The organism is Methanomassiliicoccus sp. (assembly GCA_033485155.1).
Taxonomy (GTDB): Archaea; Thermoplasmatota; Thermoplasmata; order Methanomassiliicoccales; family Methanomassiliicoccaceae; genus UBA6.
The window spans coordinates 30,577-48,865 of sequence record JAWQJJ010000008.1 but is presented as its reverse complement, the minus strand read 5'-3'; the positions used below and the strand labels follow the sequence as shown (position 1 = coordinate 48,865).

Genomic DNA, 18,289 nt, shown 5'->3' with positions numbered 1-18,289 from the left:
GACGGTAGAAAGAAATGAAATCAGACTATATAACTCTTGTTGCCTGTTTGCCGGTTTATGTCCCGAAAAAGTGGTCAGAGCCAGTATACCAATGTAAAATTGTATTAAAATCATAGAAAATATTTTTTGAGGCGTGTTACAAGAGGACCGCTTCGGCGTCCGGGCCCGGGACGTTCCTGCGCCCGTCCCGCCAGGACGCCAACTATAATATCTGGCCGGCGGTTGCCTGGACGATGACGAAGATCCTGCTGCTGTCACCGCATACCGACGATGTCGAGCTGGGGTGCGGGGGCAGCGTGGCCAAGTTCATCGAGCAGGGGCATGAGATCCTATGGGTGGCATTCTCTGTGGCCGAGGATTCCCTGCCCGCGGGCATGCCCAAGGACACGCTGGCGAGGGAGTTCGAGAAGGTCATCCAGCGTTATGGCCTGGATGATGAGCACCGCGAGGTCCTGGACTTCCGGGTGCGCCACATGAGCGAGCATCGGCAGGACGTCCTGGAGCACCTTGTCCAGGTGCGGTCGAAGTTCGGACCGGACATAGTGATCGGCCCCTCCGTCCACGATTACCACCAGGACCACCAGGTAGTGGCCAACGAGATGGTCCGGGCATTCAAGTCCTCGGCCAGCATAATATGCTATGAGCTTCCGTGGAACAACGTACGGTTCGACAGCCAACTGTTCGTGGCCTTGGAGGAACGGCACATGGAGAGGAAGTGGGAGGCACTGCAGGAGTACCGCTCCCAGATGGTGAACCGTCGAAGCTACTTCGAGCGGGAGTTCATCTTCGGCATGGCCCGCATGCACGGAGTACAGTGCAACAACCGCTTCGCCGAGGCCTTCGAGGTCATCCGGTGGAGGATGTGAGGGTCACATCCTCTGACCGCCATCCACCCCGATGATCTGGCCATTGATGAAGGCGGCGCCCTCGGACATCAGGTACAGCGCTACCGAGGCGACGTCCTCCGGCTGCCCTGCCCGGCCCAGGGGAGTGTCGGCGATCAGCCTCTGACGCACCTCCTCCTTGAGCTGCCTGGTCATGTCGGTGTCGATGAAACCCGGGGCGAGGGCGTTGACGCATATGCCGCTCGGGCCCAGCTCCTTGGCCGCCGATAGGGTCATACCGATGACGTAGGCCTTGCTGGCCGCATAGGCGACCTGACCCCGGTTGCCGAGCCGGCCGACGATCGACGCCAGGTTGATGATCCGCCCCCCCTTCTGCCTCTGCATCATCTTGGCGGCAGCCCGGAGGCATAGGAACGATCCCCGGCAGTTGACCGCGATTATCCGGTCCAGCTCCTCGGTGGAGGTCATCAGAAGAAGGTTGTTGCCCACTATGCCAGCATTGTTGACCAGCACGTCGAGCCGACCGAAACGCTCTCTGACAAATTTGAACATCGACTGCACTTCAGCCTCGACGGAGACGTCTGCCTGGAAGGTCTCCGCATGGAGGCCTTTCGACCTCAGCTCCGCCTCCAGGTCCTTGGCCCCCGCCTCGCACTGGTTGTAGTTGATAATCACCGTTCCCCCGGCCTCGGCCGCGGCGCGGGCGATCGCCCGACCAATGCCCCTGCCGGCCCCGGTCACCAGGACCACATCACCCTCGGTCATTGTCGTTCCTCCTTATGGTCGTCCACCGCACCATCCTGCCCAGCGGCAGCATCCCGTCCCAGGGCAGGGCAAAGTCGTTCATGCTCCCCGGGAGCACGAAGCGGTCAACACCGATGTAGGACGCTTTATTGGCGAAAGCCATCCTCCTGTCGGGGTCCTCGATGCACAGCGCGACGGTCTGGACCCTCCGGGTCAGCCACTCCGCGGCCTCCAGCAGATCGCCTACCTCACGGACGAAGAGGCACTTGCCCTGGACCGGCTCCGGCAGACCGGCGTCCTGGTCGATGAGGATCGTCCACCCAAGGTCACCGGGCATGACGATGTCCTTATCCTCAGAAAGCAGGTAGGCTCCCCGGACGTTGATGATGTCCAGGCAGCGGGCCTCCGGCCTCCGGGTGCCGAGCATCCGGCGGGGCAGCGTTTCCAGGCAGCGGGCCATGTGCTCGGCGAACTCTCTAGCCGACATCGCTCCCCTTTCCACTATGGCCACCTGGGGGGAAGAACACGCGGTTTGGTCGAACAGCGCCACGTCCATCGCCAGCGGCTTAAGAGCGTTGTCGAGGTCTTCCCGGGCGAGGAAGGCTTGGTCGAACACCGCCAGGGAGTACTTGGGCCCGAACAGCAATATGTCGCAGGTGTCCTTCTGGGGAAGCGCGGCCACGCTCCTCACCGCCTCGCTGCCCCCCCACGCCAGCTTGATGTCGGCGGCTTGGGACATCATCTCGTTCGCTTCGAGATGGGAGGAATCGAAGGAGATCATGCATACCGTCTCCACGATGGTCGAACCGGAGATCATCCGGCCGTTCCTGTCCACCTCGATGCGGGCAAGGCGCTTGAGGACGGCGGTGAGCACTCCCCGGTTGACCTCGGAGACCTTGAGCACCGAGGCGTTCTTGGTCAGCACTGCGAGCATGAGTGAGAAGAAAGACAGCGTGGGCACGTTGTTGGGCAGCCAATGACAGGACACCCCCCGGGGCTGGGCCCGCATGAGCACTCCGGGCTGGACCTCGCAGAAGCGGTCCAGCGCCTCTCTGTTCACGAGATCGATCGACAGCAGGCGCTCGAGGTTGTCTCTCCTCAGCCACAGGCTCATGTAGCTCGCCCCTTCGATCGCGCTTACCACTGGATCTCGGACCATCTCCTTACCCAGCCTTGCCAGCAGTTCGATGATATCGTCGACCGAGAGCGCATGAAGAGCGGTACGGCGCTCCTCGAGCAGGGCGACGGCAGCCTCCAGGTCCGGGAGGTCCGTCTCCACGAACCTGCCATCCAACAGGTGACAGCGGACCATGGACTCACCGCTCCCGGAAGGTGTCGCCGCAGCCTCGGGCCTCGGCCTGCTCAGCTCTCCCTTCCACCACGAAGTACCGACCCTTGCGACCGCACGGACAGTCGTCGGTCCCCAGCATCCGACCGACATCCTCGGTCAGGACCGCCTGCCCATAGTAGCTGTGCCCCAGGACACTCATGACCTCGATGAGCCCACGCTTCCCCGGAGGGCACTCTTTGAGGGTCTGCACGTCGCGGATGATGACCTCCCCGAACACCGGCACATGCTTGTGCCCGAACTCACAGTCCACAAAGATGACCCCGGTCTGCTCGGCCATGCCGTAGAAGTCCCGCACCTCCCGGGGGTCGCAACCCAGCAGCCTCGACAGTCTGGAGGAAAAAACCTCCCGGTCGACCTTCTGGTCCTTGAGCTTCTTCCAACCTCCGCCATGGAAGACGACCGCCCGGGGAAGATCCATCCTCAACCCACGCTCCTCCATCTGGGCGCAGAAGACGGACCAAATGATATAGGTGAAACCGAAGACGTAGACCTCGTTGACGGAGGCCAGCTTTCGGGCGCGGTCCAGGGCCTCAAGGTCCAGCACCAGCCCCCCGTCCTCCTCCTTCAGCAGGTAGACGACTTCCCGGGCATAGATGGAAAGACCTCGGGCGCCCGCTCCCCGGGCGCTCAGCTCCCGGCCGGGAGCGTTGATCCCGGGGTGATCAACGACCAGCATGACCCTTCGCTTGTCCCCCAGGTACGCGCCCAGGATGCTCCTCAGTCCCTTGGTCTGATTGGTCGTGGTGATCTTATCCAGGGGGACGACACTGGGGCGGTGGGAGGTGGTGCCACTGGAACGCAACACACGAACTATGTCCTCGGGGTCACAGGTGGTGAGGTCGAAGTCCTTGAACATGCGCACCGGGACCGCCGGCACTGAGGCCAAATCCTCCATGCTTTCGGGCGAGACCCCGAGTTTGGAGTACATCGAACGGACATGCCGGTTGACCAGCGCCTTGCCTGCTCCCAGGCGGATGATGGGAAGCAGCCGAGCCTCCTTCTCCTTTTCGCTCAGCGAGTATGGAGGGATGCGAAGCAGTTCCTCCAGCTCACCGAACATGAAGCTCACCCCTTGCCAGCAGCTCACGGATGCGGATCTTGTCCACCTTGTTCGACGAGTTCAGGGGGATCTCTGTCAGGAACGCCAGGTGCTTGGGGACCTTGTACGACGGCAGACGCTCCCGGCAGATGTTCGTCACACGCGCTTGGACCTCGTCCTCGGTCGCCTCCCCGCCCCTCCTGACCACGGCCACTATGGCCTCACCCAGGATGTCGTCCGGCACACCGACCACAGCCACTCCGTCCACGCCCTCGGCGCTCTGCACGACCTGCTCCACCTCGTACGGCGAGACGCGGTAACCGGCGCATTTGATTATGTCCCTGGACCGACCTACGACGTAGATGTACCCGTCCTCGTCCACGGTGGCCAGGTCCCCGGTATGGTACCGGCCGTTCCGGAGCACACTCCTGGTGCCCTCCTCGTCCCCATAGTAGCCCCTCATGATATTGCGTCCGGAGGCCACGATTTCTCCAGTCTCTCCGGGCCGCACCGGCCGGCTATTATCATCCAGGACCTCCAGGACTACGCCAGGGATGCCCTTACCAATGGACGCGGTCTTCGACCGCAGTAGCGCCGGAGGCAGGTAGGACATGCGGGCGGTGGCCTCGGTGGCACCGTACATGACGAAGAAGCTGATATCGGGGAAGGCGTCGGCAATCATAGAGATGAACCGCGGCTCCAGGCGTCCCCCGGCCTGGGTCATGTACCGCAGGGTGGCAAAGCGATGCTTCAGAAAGGGAGTGCGATTGATGAGTATCTGGTAGGTGGAGGGCACCCCGGCCAGGCCGGTGCAGCCGAAACGGTCAATCTCATCCAGCGTCCCGCCCAGGAAGATGCTGTGGTTGATGACCACGCTGCCCCCCACTCTCAGGTGGGTGTGCAGCAGCGATGCTCCGTAGCAGTAGTAGAAAGGCAGGACGACCATCATGCGGTCCGACGCATCGAGCTCAAGATATTCCACGATGGACGAGGTGTTGGCGATCAGGTTGCCGTGGGTAATCATCACGCCCTTCTTCGCCCCGGTGCTGCCTGAGGTGAACACTACCGCCGCCAGGTCGTCCTCGGAGACCGTTGGGCGGAGGTCTTCCTTCACCTCAAGGCTCGGAAGGTCGTCCTCGGTGAGCAGCGGGACGCCGGGAACGGCCTTGGCCGCCAAGCGGGACTGCATGAACGCCAGCATCGGGCGGCAGGTCGACATCAGCGTGGAGAGGTCCTCCTTGCTGATCCTCGTCTCCACCAACAGGGCCACGTTACCGCTCCTCATCGTCGCCAGGTAGGTGAGGACGAAGAATACGCTGTTATCGGCGAGGATGAGGACCTCGTTCCCTGAGCCATGCTCTCTCGCCATCCACTTGGAGAGGGTGTCGACCCTTGAATGCAGGTCGCGGAAGGTAATGGTCTCCTTAACCCCGGCGATGAACTCACCGTCGCAGTCCCCGGACCGCTCGAACAGGAAGTCCACGAAGTTCATCATCCACCTGAATCTAGGACTGCCCTAAGTACCTGCTGACGATAGTCTTGGCCTTGGCGAAGTTCTCCATGGCTATGATGTCGTCCACTTCCATCTCGATGCCGAAGGCTTCCTCGATCCTCGACACGATCTTCAGGTGGGTCAGCGAATCCCACGCCTCCAGCGCGTTGTAGGCGGTCGAGTCCACGAGGTCCTTGTCCTCCAGGTTCAGCTCCTCGCAGAATATCGTCCTCAGGGTGGTTAGCTGGGCATCATCCATGTCGATCGTCCCTCTGGACCACCATCGCAAAGGCGATGGCAAGCTCCGCGGTGTGGGAGATACTTAGTAATATTTGGATATTGCCAGCATCGATCCCGGTGACACTGGCCTGCGGCGCGCCGGAGTCCAGATGGTCGATGACGATGTCGTGGTAGAACAAACGGCTTGCGGGGAAGGCGGTTCCCAGCGCCTTGATCACCGCCTCCTTGGCCGCGAACCGCCCGGCCAGGGTCGGGGCCGGCTCCTCTCGGGCGAAGACTTCCTCGATCTCCCGAGAGGTAAGAAAGTGCCCCACCGTACGGTGGTCCAGGCCGCGGAACCTCGGCACCTCGGCCAGGTCCACCCCGATGCCCAGCACGCCCTCCGCGCCACCATAGTCGGGCGACCCAATGTTCATGTTCACCTCTTGCGTATGGTCGGTCGCGCGGGATTCCCCGCCACATACTCGCCGGCCGCAACGTCCTTGATGACCGACGAACCCATCGCCACCATGACATCGTTCCCCAGGGCGATGCCGTTGAGGACAGATACCATTGGGGAGAGCCAGCACCGATCCCCGATCCTGGCGCTGCCCCCCAGCCAGACCATGGATGTGATAAGGCAGTCCTCTCCGATGCGGACGTTGTGGGCGACTTGCACGAGATTGTCGATCTTAGTCCCCCTTCCGATGACGGTGTCGCTCATGGTGCCCCTGGCGACGCACACATTGCTCCCGATCTCCACGTCGTCGCCAATGACTACACCGCCGATCTGGGGGAACTTCTCCAGCCGGCCCTCCGGGTCCCGGTTGAACCCGAAGCCGTCGGTGCCGATGACCGCCCCGGCGCGAATGATGACCCGGTCACCGATCCTTACACCCTCATGGACCGTCACCGATCCCTCCAGCCGGCTGTCGTCCCCGATGACGACGTCATCGCGCACATCGCAGAGCGGACCGATGTATACTCCCTTGCCCACAGTAGCCCGGGGGCTCACCTGGGCAGACCCGCTGACGCCCACCGGCCACCTGGTAGAGAAGTATGCCTCCACAACCCTGGCAAAGGCCAGGCGGGGGTCGTCTACGATGATGAATGTGCGGCTGGCAAGGTCCCTGCAGGTCCCGGCGTGCTCCCGCTCGGTGATGACTATGCCCGCGGCGGTCGCCATAAGCAGCTTCCTTCCGATCTCCCCGCCCTTATTGCAGAAGGTGATGCACCGCCCGTCGGCGGTGTCGATGGGCGACGGTCGGTCCGCCGTGACGTCTCGTTCCCCGATGACGGAGTGCTCGCACCGTATCGCATCCAGGACGTCTTTGAGAGCTATTGTCGACATGTGGTCGCACTTCCAGGGACCGGGAGAGGCCTAAGCGTCCGGATCCTCTTTGGCAATCCTCCTCGGCGTGATAAATACTTCGAGGCCGTTGGCTACCTGACGGAGAGCAGACGGGAGTACGACCTCAGCAGCCGGTCCTTCATCGTTCCCCAATTGTGTTCTCTCTCCGCGGCCGCGCGGCCCTTCCGGCCCATCTCCGCCCTCGCCACCGGATCCCGCAGACGGTCGATGGCTTCCCGGAAGTTCTCCTCGCTCCAGTCGAAGGTAAGGCCACAGCCTTCCCTTTCTACCACCTCGGCACTCAGGGTGCCCTTGGATGCCAGCAGAGGAAGGCCGAAAGCCATCCCCTCACCCATCTTGTTCGCTGTCCCGGTGCGGTAGTTCTCGTTGGCCGGATCGGCGAGGATTAGCACAACGTCGACCTTCTCGTACTCCTCCATGAGCTTGGTGAACGGCAGGTGCCCGAGGAACTCGATGTTTTCGTGCTCCTTAGCCGCCCTCTCCACCGCCTGGAGCAGGCGGCCCGAGCCAGCGAGGCGCAGGATGCATCGGTCGATGTGGGACATCGCCGCCATGCTCTCCTCGAGGTACCGCATCGGCTCGAAGGTCACTGGGTTGAAGAGCACCAGGGCATCATGCGGCCGGTGCTCCTTGATCTTGGACCGGGGAGGGAGCTCGATGACGTTCATGATCACCAGAACCTTATCCCGAGTGTGCTTCTCCAGTTCTCCGGCCATGGCCTCGTTGATCGTGATGACCAGGTCCGCACGGGGCAGAAGAAGCTGCTCGAACCTCTCCACCGCCCGCGAAACGGCCGCCGGTACATCCATGGCGATCATCTTGGCGTACCGCTCGTGAGCATCGTAGACCAGGGGGATCGACCTCAGGCGGGAGATAAGGAGGCCGATGGGCAGGGTGTCCAGGTCGTGAGCGTGGACGACCTCCGGATGCTCCTCCTTCGCCGCGATCAGAGAGCGCAGGAGGAAGAGTGGATAGTTGAGGACGAGGGCCATTTGCCCGTCGACCCTGCCAGTGCGGACTCTATGGAGCCTGACCCCCTCCACGGTCTCGCGGAGCGGCCTCGAACCCGGCCGGTCCCAGGCCGCGACCGTGACCTCGTGACCGCCCTCGATGAGAGCCTTCGCTTCCTTGTGCACCCGGGGGTCAGGGCGGTACTCGTTGGTCACGAGCATCAGGATCTTGGCCATGTCCCTCAGGCACCGGTGTCCACGGTCCGGCCTTCCCGCAACGATTCCATGCTCTTCTCAATCATCTCCACGGTCCTGACGCCCACGTTGCCGGAGTTACGCGTCTCGGTGGACGGGTCCCCGATGGACTGCAGGAAATTGGTCAGCTCGGTGCGTATGGTATTGTTCCTCTCGATCCCCAGCTTGTAGGTGTACCCGCTCTCGTAGATCGTCACGTCCTGGGCCACAGCATCGATCAGCGCCGAGCGGTTCTCCCCGATAATCTCGATCTGGCGGACCTTGCGGGGCGCCAGCCAGCTCAATGTGGCGTTGGCGAGCACGCCCGACGGCATCTCGCAGGTGATGTACGCCAGTTCCTCCATCTCCTTCCTCCGGTACGGCTTCCCGGTGCAGGTGATCTTGGCCGGCCAGGCATCGAAGATAAAGTTGACCATGTCAAAGAAGTGCGGGGCAAGGTCGACGATGACGTCACGGTCGGGGAAGGGTGGCTCGAGGTTCATCCACACGAAGTTCATGTTGTACGGCTTTCCGAAAAAGTTCTGGCCCATGAGGCGGCGCATCTCCAGGAGTGCGTTGTTGAACCTGTATATATGACCGACCGACAGGGCGAGATTTCGGGCGTTGGCCAGCTCCACCAGTTCAACGCCGTCCTTGGAGCTGAGGGTGATCGGCTTTTCCACCAGGACGTGCTTGCCTGCCTCCAGAGCATCCTTGCACGCCTGGTAGTGCAGGTTGTTGGGCAGACAGACGTTGACGGCGGTGATGTCCTCGTCCTCCAACACATCGCGATAGTCGTGGAAGAGGTTCTCGACCCCATAGCGGTCCCGGCAGAACTCCAAATTTTTATCCATCTGGTCCGAGATAGCCTTGACCTTCACCCCGGGGATGTTGCTGTACTCGTCGACTATCTTCTTGCCCCAGTAGCCGACACCCAGGACAGCGACCTCGATCCGCCTCATCTCTTTCCCCCATAGTGGTCGATTATGCCCTCGCACACCCGGTCGACCTCTCCATCGGTGAGGGTTGGGAAGATAGGGAGGGAGAGAACGCGGCTCGCCAGCCTCTCGCTCTCCGGGTAGCTGCCTTCGGAGAAGCCGAAGGCGTCCTTGTACACTGGCTGCAGGTGGATGGGGACCGGATAGTGGACGGCGGTGTCGATATCCCTCGCCTGCAGTGACCTCGCCAGTGAGTCCCGGTCATCGGCTTGGATGACGAACAGATGGAACACCGGGGTGACGTCCCTAGAGGGCATGGGCGGTAGGACTACTTGCTCGACGTCCTTGAGTCTCTCGGCGTAGCGGCGGGCGATCGCGCGCCGACGCTCATTCCATTCGTCGAGATGCTTCAGCTGCACGCGGCCGAAGGCGGCGTTGGCGGTGTTCAATCTCGCCGTGAAGCCGAACACGTCGTGGATGTATCTCGAGGTCCGACCGCAATCGCGAAGCTTACGAAGATCGTCTGCCAGACGCTTGTCGCTCGTCGTGATCATGCCGCCGTCCCCGCCTACGGTCATGTTCTTGGTGGCGTAGAATGAGAAGCAACCGGCGTCGCCTATGGCCCCTGCCTTCTTTCCACGGTATACTGCTCCATGGGCCTGGCAGGCGTCCTCGATGATCTTGACCTTGTCCCCCGCCGCCTCCCGGAGCTCGTCCATCCTCGATGGATGGCCGAACAGGTGGACGGGCATTACGGCGGCGGTGTTGCGCCCCGGGCGAACCTCCGCGGGATCGATGTTGTAATCCTTGGCCGAGGTGTCGGCGAAGATCGGTGTGGCCCCGGCGTGCACGACAGCGTTGGCGGTTGCGATGAACGACAGCGGGGTGGTGATGACCTCTCTGCTTCGCAGATTCAGAGCCATAAGGGTAAGGATCAGCGCGTCCGTCCCCGATGACACGGATATGGCGTGCTCGGTCCCGATGTACCTGGCGAACTCCTCCTCGAACTTGAACACGCTCTCCCCGAGGACCATCCGCTCGTTGCGCACCGCGTTGGCCATGGCCTCCACCATCTCCTCGGTGACGGTGGGCTTGGATACCTGGATCTTGTTCATCTTTCTCCCTTCCTGACGATCTGGTGAGCTGGATTGCCAACGACCAGCGCTCCGGAGGGCACGTCCTTGGTGACCACCGCGCCGGCGCCGACCATGGCGTTCTCGCCGATGGTCACCCCGCACACGATGACCGCGCCGGCGCCGATAGAGGCCCCCCTCTTTACTACGGTTGGGGTGATCTCCCAATCGCCTACTGCATGGGGGTGGAGGTCGTTGGTGAACGTGGCTCGCGGACCTACGAAGACCTCGTCTTCGATGGTGACCCCCGAGGGGATGAAGGCGAAGGCTTCGACCTTCACCCGGTCGCCGATAACCACGTCCCGCTGGATCTCAACGTACGCGGCGATCCTGCATTCTCGGCCGATCTTGCATCCATAGAGGTTGACGAAGTCGCGGACGATGGTGTCCTCCCCGATATCACAATCCTTTATCGAATAATAGTCGGCCAAGAGCTTCATCTGGCGCGCAAAGTATCTTCCGGGCCATAAACATTTGGTGATGGCTCACAGAGATGCCAGTTCAGCGATCAGCCGGTGATCCGTTGAGCGCATGGCATGATCGACCCGGCCACATGACGAGCTTGTGCTCGCTGTCATGGTGACCGCTCAGGTTTGGTCCCTAGGTCCCCTTCCCGATGCCACGGTACACGAATCCCGCGCGGCGGCAGGCATCGGCCGAGAACAGGTTCCTCCCGTCCACGATGGTCGGCGTGCGCATCGCCCGTGCGACCTTTCCGAGGTCAAGGTCTCGATAGCAAGAGTGATCGGTGACGAGGACAAGACAGTCCGCGTCCCTGACCGCCTCGCCGAGGTCCCGCACCAGGGGTACGCGGTACTCCTTCGCTACATACGGGTCGTGCACCACGAGCTCGGTGCGGTCGAGCAGGCGATCGATGATCGTCAATGACGGCGAGTGCCTGGTGTCGTCCGAGTCACGGAGGAACGCCAACCCGAGGACGGCGACCCTGGAGCCCGATAGCTCCCGCCCGGCCCGTGACAGGACGTCCTCCACCAGCTCGACCATGTGCTCCGGCATATGCTCATTGACCTTACGGGCAGAAGTGATGATGGTCGGCTTGAACTCCTTCAGGGAGGAGGCGAACAACCACGAGTCCTTGGGAAGGCAGTGACCGCCGACCCCCGCCCCCGGGATGTGCATGTCGCGGAACGGGCAGGTGTTGACCAGCCGTCTCACTTCGAAAGCGTCGGCGCCCAGCTCCTCGCAGGCGAGGGCGACCTCGTTGGCGAAGGCGATCTGCACATCACGATAGGCGTTCTCCAAGGTCTTGGAGATCTCTGCGTGCAATAGGTCGGCGGTGTGTAGCTTTCCGCCCATGATGATCGTGTACAGCTCCCTGCCCGCTTCGACCGACGGAATATCGTATCCGCCCAGCACCCGGTCGTATTCGCTCAGGTTCTTCAGAAGCCGGCCGGGCATGACCCGTTCGGGGCAGTGAACCAGCAGGAAGTCCTTTCCCGCCCCCATCCCGCTAGCCTCCTCGAGGATGGGCATTACCACATCCTGCATGGTCCTTGGAGGCAAAGTCGATTCGATGGAGACCAGTGCGCCCCGTTTCATATGCTCCCCCACCGAGCGGGCCGCGGACCTCAGGATCCTCAGCACCGGCTTCCTCGTCGCCTCGTCGATGGGCGTGTCCACGCATACGATGATGGCGTCCGCGGTGGAGATCCGGCCATAGTCGGTGGTCGCCGTGAGCATGCCGGTCTTCACCGCGTCGGATATGAGTTCGGCCAGGCCGGGCTCCTCGCCCTCAATTGGCGATATGCCGCGGTTGATCTTCTCCACTCGTGCGGAGTCAATGTCCACCGCCAGCGTGGGAATACCTTTGCTGGCGAACATGCACGCCACCGGGAGACCGACATAGCCTGCCCCGACGACGGCGACCGACCGGATGCTCATGGCGCCGTCAACGGGGACGCTGGACTTAAGGGTTTTGCGCTCTTTCGCCTGCTGACACTAGCTGGAAAAGGTTTAGAAGCGATGACGATGCTTATCGCGGCATGCTCAGGGTGGGAGTGATCGGCACCGGCTCCATGGGGCAGAACCATGCCCGCATATATTCAGAGATGGGGTGCCTCGCCGGAGTATTCGACGTCGACTCCGAGGCATGCGGTAGGGTGGCCAAGAGGTTCAGCGTCAAGCCGTACTCGAATATGGATGCGCTAATACGAGAGGTGGACGCGGTGAGCATCTGCACGCCCACCAAGTACCATTTCGACGCCGCGGTCAGCGCGGTCAACCAGGGCCGCTCGGTGCTGGTGGAGAAGCCATTTACCGGGGACGTCGTGAGAGCGAGGGAGCTTTGCGAGCTGGCGGAGAACAAGGGAGTCACCATCGCCTCCGGCTTCGTGGAGAGGTTCAACCCGGTCGTCGCCGCAACCAAGGACGCCCTCACCTCTGGGCGATTCGGGAAGGTCGTATCCATCGCTTCCCGGCGGGTGTCGTCCTACCCTTTTCGCATCCGGGACGTGGGAGTCGTCATGGACCTGGCGATACACGATGTCGACGTCATCCGATACCTCACCAAGGAGAAGGTCGAATCGGTGTATGCCCTAGGTGGGCGGATGGCCAATGATCGTTTCGAAGACCACGCCACCCTCCTGCTGCAGACCGCGGGCGGCTCGACGGGCATGGTGGAGGTGAACTGGCTGACGCCGATGAAGGTGCGAAAGGTGTCCATCACCTGCTCCGACGGCTACGCGGTCATGGATTACATGGACCAGAGCCTGCAGTTCTCCACCTCCCACATGGAGCATGTGGACACCTCGAACATGGCCTCGATGCCCATAGAGCTGGATACTCATCAAGTGTACGTACGCAAGGAGGAACCCCTGAAGCGCGAGCTGAAGAGCTTCGTCGACGCCGCCGAGCGCGGCGACCGGTCGGAGTGCGATGGTTGGAACGCCCTGGAGAATGTCTCCATCTGCGCCGCGGCGCTGACCTCGATGCGCGAGGGATGCCGCGTGCCGCTTTGATCAAATACTCCTGTCATCGAGGTATCCGACGAGTCGCCGAAGGACCTCCTTTCGTGGCCGTTCCCACCAGGCGATGCCCCCCTCCACCATCCTGATGCTGGGATGAGGCAACGCATCGCCCGGCCTCGGCAGCCCGGCCAAATAGCGGGGGCTCCTCGCTTCCAGCTTGAGGCGTAGCAGTGCGGCCTCATACTCGAACTGCCCTCGCGGGACCTCCATGGGATGATCGCCCGCGTGGGGAAGAATGCGGGATCTCTGGTACGCGTACCCGCGGCGATGGGCCTCGTCCCACACCCCGATCAGGTAGTCGTGGATCGCCCCCCAGGGATCTGGCTGCTCCAGCAACCTTCTGGTCTGGGGATGGTTGCGGTAGGCGAGGGTCCTCCCGGCCACGACGCCCTGGGCTAACAGGGCCTCACGCCACAATCCTCCCAGCCCTGGAGGGTCCAGGTAACGGGGGTGGATGCTCCACAGGCGCATACACCTACAAGTGTGCGCCAGGCCATCTATCCATCGCCAATCGTTTTATGGGAGTTAGGAGATAACATGGTTCTCTTATGTTGGTGAGCGTGGTCCTGAACATCATGAACGAGGAGCGGTACATCGCCGACCTCCTGGACAGTCTGGTCATACAAGAAGGTCCGCTGGAGATCGTGGTGGTGGACGCCGCCTCCAAAGACCGCACCCAGGACATCGTACGGAAGTACGAGGCCAGGTACCCGTTCATTAGGATGTATATCCACCCCGGTCGGCGGGGGGAGAGCACGAACTATGGGATCTCCCAAGCCCACGGAGAGGTCGTGGCCTTCACCGGTGGGGACGACCTTGCCAACCCCAACTGGATCCGCGAGCTTCGCAGAAGCTTCGAGCAGGGAGCGGACATCGTGGCGGGGCGCTCGATCATGATCGGCCTCAAGGCCTGGGAGGACCTTGATCGCGTCGAACTGTATCACAAGGGCTATGATGTCTCGTATCCCTCGGCCAACATGGCCTTCCGCCGTGAGGTTCTGGAGAAGGTGGGCGGTTTCGACACCTGGTTCATCACCGCCGAGGACATCGACCTCAACTACCGGGCCGTGGACGCCGGCTACACGATCGCCTGGAACCCGGACGCCATCATCTACCGGCGCACCAAGTCCACGGTCTACGGATTCTTCCGCCAGGCGTTCTGGAACGGCGCGGGAAGGAAGCAGCTTACGCTCAAGCATGGCAATCTGTGGGGACGTTACGATCCCTTGCGCATGTTCAAGCAGAAGATGACCTTCTGGGCGCTCACGCGCCTCGTCATCGCTCTCATGGGCTACATCGGATTCAAGCTGTTCGACGACAAGGGGCCGTATGGGAAGAGGGAGAGAAAGGAAGCCAGCTGACCGCACACTGACCGGGAGAGGTTATTATATGCTCTTCTCCTTCACGTCTAGCGTTCTTCTTGAAGCTCAGTGTCATCATCCCCACGCTCAATGAGGCAAAGTGCATCGGTGAGGTCATCGACGAGCTAAGGTCCGCCCTGGATGGGAAATCTTTCGATTATGAGATAATGATCGTAGACGGCCGCTCGACCGACGGGACAGGGGACATCGCCAGGGGAAGGGGCGCGGTGGTGATCGAGGAGCCGCGCAAGGGGTACGGCAGAGCGTACAAGACCGGCTTCGAACGGGCCCATGGAGAGGTCGTCGCCACCATGGACGGCGACTGCACCTATCCCGCGGAGGAGATCATCCAGCTGATGGAGATCTTGGACAAGGACGATCTCGAATTCATCACCACCGACCGGTTCGGCCATATGGAACCGGGAGCCATGAGTGATATGCACAAGATTGGCAACCTGGCGCTATCGTTCACCACCCGACTGCTGTTCGGCCGCAAGATACGCGACTCGCAGAGCGGGATGTGGGTCTTCCGCCGAGCTGCCCTGCTGAAGATCAACGTCACCAGCGATGGCATGCCCTTCTCCGAGGAAATCAAGATCGAGGCCTTCCGCAAGCTACGCTCCCGAGAGGTCATGATCCGCTACCGGCGGCGGGTGGGAGAGGTCAAACTGTCCTCATGGAAGGACGGCTGGTATAACTTCTCGTTCCTGTGGGTCAAGAGATTCAAGGGCCCTCGAGATAAGTCCTTGCGATCCTGATGCTCTCCCTGATGCTGTCCTTAACCGTACGGTTGTAGAAGCTGGCGGCCGGATGGTACGCCGGTATGAGCACCATCTCCTTCCCCCGAACCTGGATATTGCGGGGTCGGTTCACCTCGTCCTTCATCGACACCGGCCGCTTCAGCACATCCCGGGCCGCCGAACGGCCGAGGGTGACCACCACCCTGCGGCTCTCCAGCTCCGCCTCCAGGCATGGATAGCAGGCGTCCATCTCTTCCTGCGTGGGCTCACGGTTCCCGGGGGGCCGACACTTCACGGTGTTGGTGATGAATACCCTCTCACGAGGCAGACCCTCCTCCTCCAGAAGCTTGGTGAGGACTTTGCCTGACGAGCCGACGAACGGCCGTCCGGCCTCATCCTCTTTGGCCCCGGGGGCCTCGCCGACGAACGCGATGGGTGACGAGGGGTCGCCGTCGGGCATGACGACGTTGGTGCGCCCCTGGCACAGGGCGCAGCGCTGACAGTCCTTGAGAACGGTCATCTCTTCACGATGTCCTCGGCGGTAACCAGGGCCGAGAGCCTGACCTCGATGTCCGCGAGCCTCTGCTCCCCACCCTCTTGGCGGTTCACCACGCACAGCACGTCGCTGACGAGGGCACCGGCGGAGCGCACGGTACCTATGGCCTCCACCACCGAGCCGGCGGAGGTCACGACATCCTCGACCATGAGGACCCTTTCTCCCTCGCTCAACGCACCTTCGATCATCTTCTGGGTGCCGTGATCCTTCTTTTCCCTGCGCACCATGATGTATGGTATCTTGGTCCGCAGCGAGAGGGCGACGGCCAAGGGTATGGATCCGAGCACGACACCGGCGATCTTGTCCACCGTGAGGCCGCGCAGCTGGATCTCCCGCGCCATCTCGTCGGCGATGACCTCCAGGACGTACGGGTCGGTGCTCGCCTTCTTGATGTCGATATAGTACTCGCTCTTCTTCCCGGATGCCAGCGTGAAGTCCCCGTACATCAGGGCATTGCAGCGCAGCAGCGCCTCCTTGGTCCTCTTGTTCATCCTACCACGGCTCCTTCTTCTTCCCCATCTTGAACCCGATTATGTTGACGCTGCGGTGGAGGACCGGCACGAAGATCAAGAGGACGATCAGCGCTATGATGCTCTCCCCTTCGATATACCGCGAGGCGACCCACGCAGGATACAGCAACGCGGCGATCCCCAACCCTCCAGCCACGAAATCGTACTGGTCGAGAACCGGGGCCTTGTGCCCTCGCTCCATGCCCAGCCGGCGCTTGATGAATGCCCCGGTCATGTCTCCCAGCAACGAACCCAGAGCCAGGGCGAACACCACTCCCAGTGCATCCATCCCGGTGCCCCATGTCCACTGCTCCGGGAAATCGAGGACCCTGGAGACGATCGTCAGCAGAATTCCCAGTGACGTGCCGGCAGCCACGCCGCCGACGAGGCCGGTCCAGGTCTTGCCGTCCCCCAGGATGCGCTTCCCTCTCCACATGCGGCCAAAATCGACCGGCGTTCCGCCTCCGAAGAGCACCGCCGCCGAATTGGGAACCAGCGCCGGAAGGAATAGGAATATGCCGCTGAGTGCGACCAGGATCAGGTCCATCGGAGGCAGGAAGGCGCATCCGATAGATTACCTTTATCCGCCATCTACGGTCATGGGCCTGAAGCCTGACAGTCCCCCCGCACCCCGGCCTGGTGACAAAAATGTTATAGCTGCTCTGAAGGCCTCGCGAGGCTCATGAAGATGATCTCCCTGGCCGAGGCGTTGTCCAAGGCGAACCCCCATGGCGTCGAGGCCAAGACCATTTATGATCACGACCACGCGCTGATATCTCACCTGAAGCTGCTGCCGGGAGAGGCCCTCAAGAGACACATAACGCCGGTGGACGTGGCTTTCTACGTGCTCGAAGGCCAGGGAGAGGTGGAAATCGGTGAGGAAAAGGAGACGGTAAGGCAGGACACGATGGTGGAGAGCCCCAAGGGAGTTCCGCACCTGTGGCGCAACATCGGAACCTCTCCGCTGCGCATCTTGGTGATGAAACTTCCCCGGCCGAACGAGAAGACCAAGTTGCTATAGCTCGGACACGGCCCCGTCCCACATCATGTAGAAATTATCCTTCATCTGAGCGGCGACCTCAGACCGAGGCATCCAGATGGCCAAGGAACTAGCCACATCAGGGACCTCTCCGACCACTGGCGAGAACATGATCATGATGTCCCTTCCATCTGCCACTATGAACTTGATCATGGGCGTACGTATGATCCGCACTTCCTCGGTGAGCGGCCTCAGCTCCTTGACCAGATCGAGACCCCCATCGGCGGTGGCGATGGTTGACCGGGTCATGACCCTGACCCTTACCCCCTTCCGGCGGAGCTCTGGAGCTACCTGGACCATGACCTCCAGCTCCTCTCGCATGTAGAGCGCGCCGAGCAACAGGACCTCCTCACGTGCTCGTCCCAGTATTTCTCTGACCCGGGCGGCTATGTTCTGCGATCCTCGAACCATCCATGCGTTGGGGGGCTCCTTCTCCACCACACCATCGTACCTGGTGCGCAGCTCCGCGGCGGTCGAGTCAAGCTCATCGATCATCCTCTCCCTGCGGGAACCCATGACCTTCCGGGGGTCGCAAGCCGCATATCTCATGGGGCGGGTGCCCGTGGTGGTGACCCATTCCTCTCTCACCAGGCGACGGAGCACATCATAGACCTTGGAGCGAGGTACCGTGGACGCTTCGGCTACGGCGGACGCGCCCAGTGGACCATAGGTGATTAGGGCGAGATAGGCACGGGCCCCATAGTCAGTCAGCCCTAGCATCCTTAGGTTGGAGATCAGCTTGTCATCGTACCTCATATTCCCGTAGCACCCTCACAGGGT

The 18,289-nt window shown here is 61.9% G+C and carries 22 protein-coding genes; 5 read left to right on the top strand and 17 right to left on the bottom strand.

The genetic code is table 11. The features are described from left to right. The first annotated feature begins 233 nt into the window (after window positions 1-233). Window positions 234-866 (top strand): PIG-L family deacetylase, encoded by a 633-nt coding sequence (locus SA339_11415; protein MDW5563826.1) that lies wholly within the window; start codon window positions 234-236, stop codon window positions 864-866. A gap of 3 nt (window positions 867-869) precedes the next feature. Here the strand turns inward: SA339_11415 and SA339_11410 are convergent, their stop codons facing one another. From SA339_11410 to SA339_11355, 12 genes are all read right to left on the bottom strand, one after another. Then, window positions 870-1,610, bottom strand: coding sequence for a 3-oxoacyl-ACP reductase family protein (locus SA339_11410; GenBank protein MDW5563825.1), 741 nt, complete (start codon window positions 1,608-1,610; stop codon window positions 870-872). After that, a complete protein-coding gene (locus SA339_11405; protein MDW5563824.1) occupies window positions 1,597-2,901 on the bottom strand; it encodes an acyl-CoA reductase in 1,305 nt (434 codons plus the stop codon). Before SA339_11405 ends, SA339_11410 begins: the two co-directional genes overlap by 14 nt. A gap of 4 nt (window positions 2,902-2,905) precedes the next feature. After that, complete coding sequence (locus SA339_11400; protein ID MDW5563823.1) at window positions 2,906-4,000, bottom strand: hypothetical protein; 1,095 nt, start codon at window positions 3,998-4,000, stop codon at window positions 2,906-2,908. After that, entirely contained in the window at window positions 3,990-5,471 is a 1,482-nt protein-coding gene (locus SA339_11395; GenBank protein ID MDW5563822.1) for an AMP-binding protein, read from the bottom strand. Before SA339_11395 ends, SA339_11400 begins: the two co-directional genes overlap by 11 nt. A 13-nt stretch (window positions 5,472-5,484) precedes the next feature. Next, window positions 5,485-5,730 carry an acyl carrier protein gene (locus tag SA339_11390; GenBank protein ID MDW5563821.1) on the bottom strand — a complete coding sequence of 82 codons (246 nt, stop codon included), beginning with the start codon at window positions 5,728-5,730 and terminating at the stop codon, window positions 5,485-5,487. After that, on the bottom strand, window positions 5,723-6,127 hold the full coding sequence (locus tag SA339_11385) for a holo-ACP synthase (protein ID MDW5563820.1): 405 nt from the start codon (window positions 6,125-6,127) through the stop codon (window positions 5,723-5,725). Before SA339_11385 ends, SA339_11390 begins: the two co-directional genes overlap by 8 nt. Window positions 6,128-6,129: 2 nt before the next feature. Next, window positions 6,130-7,041, bottom strand: coding sequence for a UDP-3-O-(3-hydroxymyristoyl)glucosamine N-acyltransferase (locus tag SA339_11380; protein MDW5563819.1), 912 nt, complete (start codon window positions 7,039-7,041; stop codon window positions 6,130-6,132). 92 nt (window positions 7,042-7,133) lie between these two features. Further along, window positions 7,134-8,249 (bottom strand): glycosyltransferase family 4 protein, encoded by a 1,116-nt coding sequence (locus tag SA339_11375; protein ID MDW5563818.1) that lies wholly within the window; start codon window positions 8,247-8,249, stop codon window positions 7,134-7,136. A gap of 5 nt (window positions 8,250-8,254) precedes the next feature. Next, window positions 8,255-9,208 (bottom strand): Gfo/Idh/MocA family oxidoreductase, encoded by a 954-nt coding sequence (locus SA339_11370; protein ID MDW5563817.1) that lies wholly within the window; start codon window positions 9,206-9,208, stop codon window positions 8,255-8,257. Beyond that, window positions 9,205-10,299 carry a DegT/DnrJ/EryC1/StrS family aminotransferase gene (locus SA339_11365; GenBank protein ID MDW5563816.1) on the bottom strand — a complete coding sequence of 365 codons (1,095 nt, stop codon included), beginning with the start codon at window positions 10,297-10,299 and terminating at the stop codon, window positions 9,205-9,207. Before SA339_11365 ends, SA339_11370 begins: the two co-directional genes overlap by 4 nt. Next, entirely contained in the window at window positions 10,296-10,757 is a 462-nt protein-coding gene (locus SA339_11360; protein MDW5563815.1) for an acyltransferase, read from the bottom strand. The genes SA339_11365 and SA339_11360 overlap by 4 nt, the downstream gene beginning before the upstream one ends. Window positions 10,758-10,917: 160 nt before the next feature. Continuing rightward, complete coding sequence (locus tag SA339_11355) at window positions 10,918-12,219, bottom strand: nucleotide sugar dehydrogenase (GenBank protein ID MDW5563814.1); 1,302 nt, start codon at window positions 12,217-12,219, stop codon at window positions 10,918-10,920. A 101-nt stretch (window positions 12,220-12,320) separates the two neighbouring features. On the opposite strand from SA339_11355, the gene SA339_11350 reads away from it, so the two are divergent. Continuing rightward, a complete protein-coding gene (locus SA339_11350) occupies window positions 12,321-13,295 on the top strand; it encodes a Gfo/Idh/MocA family oxidoreductase (protein ID MDW5563813.1) in 975 nt (324 codons plus the stop codon). Here the strand turns inward: SA339_11350 and SA339_11345 are convergent, their stop codons facing one another. Then, window positions 13,296-13,775 carry a pyrimidine dimer DNA glycosylase/endonuclease V gene (locus SA339_11345; GenBank protein ID MDW5563812.1) on the bottom strand — a complete coding sequence of 160 codons (480 nt, stop codon included), beginning with the start codon at window positions 13,773-13,775 and terminating at the stop codon, window positions 13,296-13,298. 77 nt (window positions 13,776-13,852) lie between these two features. Between SA339_11345 and SA339_11340 the strand changes: the two genes are divergently transcribed. Continuing rightward, window positions 13,853-14,665: a glycosyltransferase gene (locus tag SA339_11340; GenBank protein ID MDW5563811.1), complete on the top strand. Its 813-nt coding sequence runs from the start codon at window positions 13,853-13,855 to the stop codon at window positions 14,663-14,665. Between the two features lie 59 nt (window positions 14,666-14,724). Next, entirely contained in the window at window positions 14,725-15,423 is a 699-nt protein-coding gene (locus SA339_11335) for a glycosyltransferase family 2 protein (GenBank protein ID MDW5563810.1), read from the top strand. Here SA339_11335 and SA339_11330 read toward each other — a convergent pair. From SA339_11330 to SA339_11320, 3 genes are read right to left on the bottom strand one after another with little or no spacing between them, the layout of a single operon-like run. Further along, on the bottom strand, window positions 15,389-15,925 hold the full coding sequence (locus SA339_11330; protein MDW5563809.1) for a uracil-DNA glycosylase: 537 nt from the start codon (window positions 15,923-15,925) through the stop codon (window positions 15,389-15,391). The genes SA339_11335 and SA339_11330 overlap by 35 nt on opposite strands. Then, window positions 15,922-16,452, bottom strand: a complete 531-nt coding sequence (gene pyrE / locus SA339_11325; protein ID MDW5563808.1) for an orotate phosphoribosyltransferase — start codon at window positions 16,450-16,452, stop codon at window positions 15,922-15,924. Before pyrE ends, SA339_11330 begins: the two co-directional genes overlap by 4 nt. Window position 16,453: 1 nt before the next feature. Then, window positions 16,454-17,017: a CDP-2,3-bis-(O-geranylgeranyl)-sn-glycerol synthase gene (locus tag SA339_11320; protein MDW5563807.1), complete on the bottom strand. Its 564-nt coding sequence runs from the start codon at window positions 17,015-17,017 to the stop codon at window positions 16,454-16,456. A 135-nt stretch (window positions 17,018-17,152) separates the two neighbouring features. On the opposite strand from SA339_11320, the gene SA339_11315 reads away from it, so the two are divergent. Then, on the top strand, window positions 17,153-17,491 hold the full coding sequence (locus tag SA339_11315; GenBank protein ID MDW5563806.1) for a cupin domain-containing protein: 339 nt from the start codon (window positions 17,153-17,155) through the stop codon (window positions 17,489-17,491). On the opposite strand, the gene SA339_11310 is transcribed toward SA339_11315, so the two are convergent. Continuing rightward, on the bottom strand, window positions 17,486-18,265 hold the full coding sequence (locus SA339_11310; GenBank protein MDW5563805.1) for a helix-turn-helix domain-containing protein: 780 nt from the start codon (window positions 18,263-18,265) through the stop codon (window positions 17,486-17,488). The two genes, SA339_11315 and SA339_11310, sit on opposite strands and share 6 nt — an antisense overlap. Window positions 18,266-18,289 lie beyond the last annotated feature (24 nt).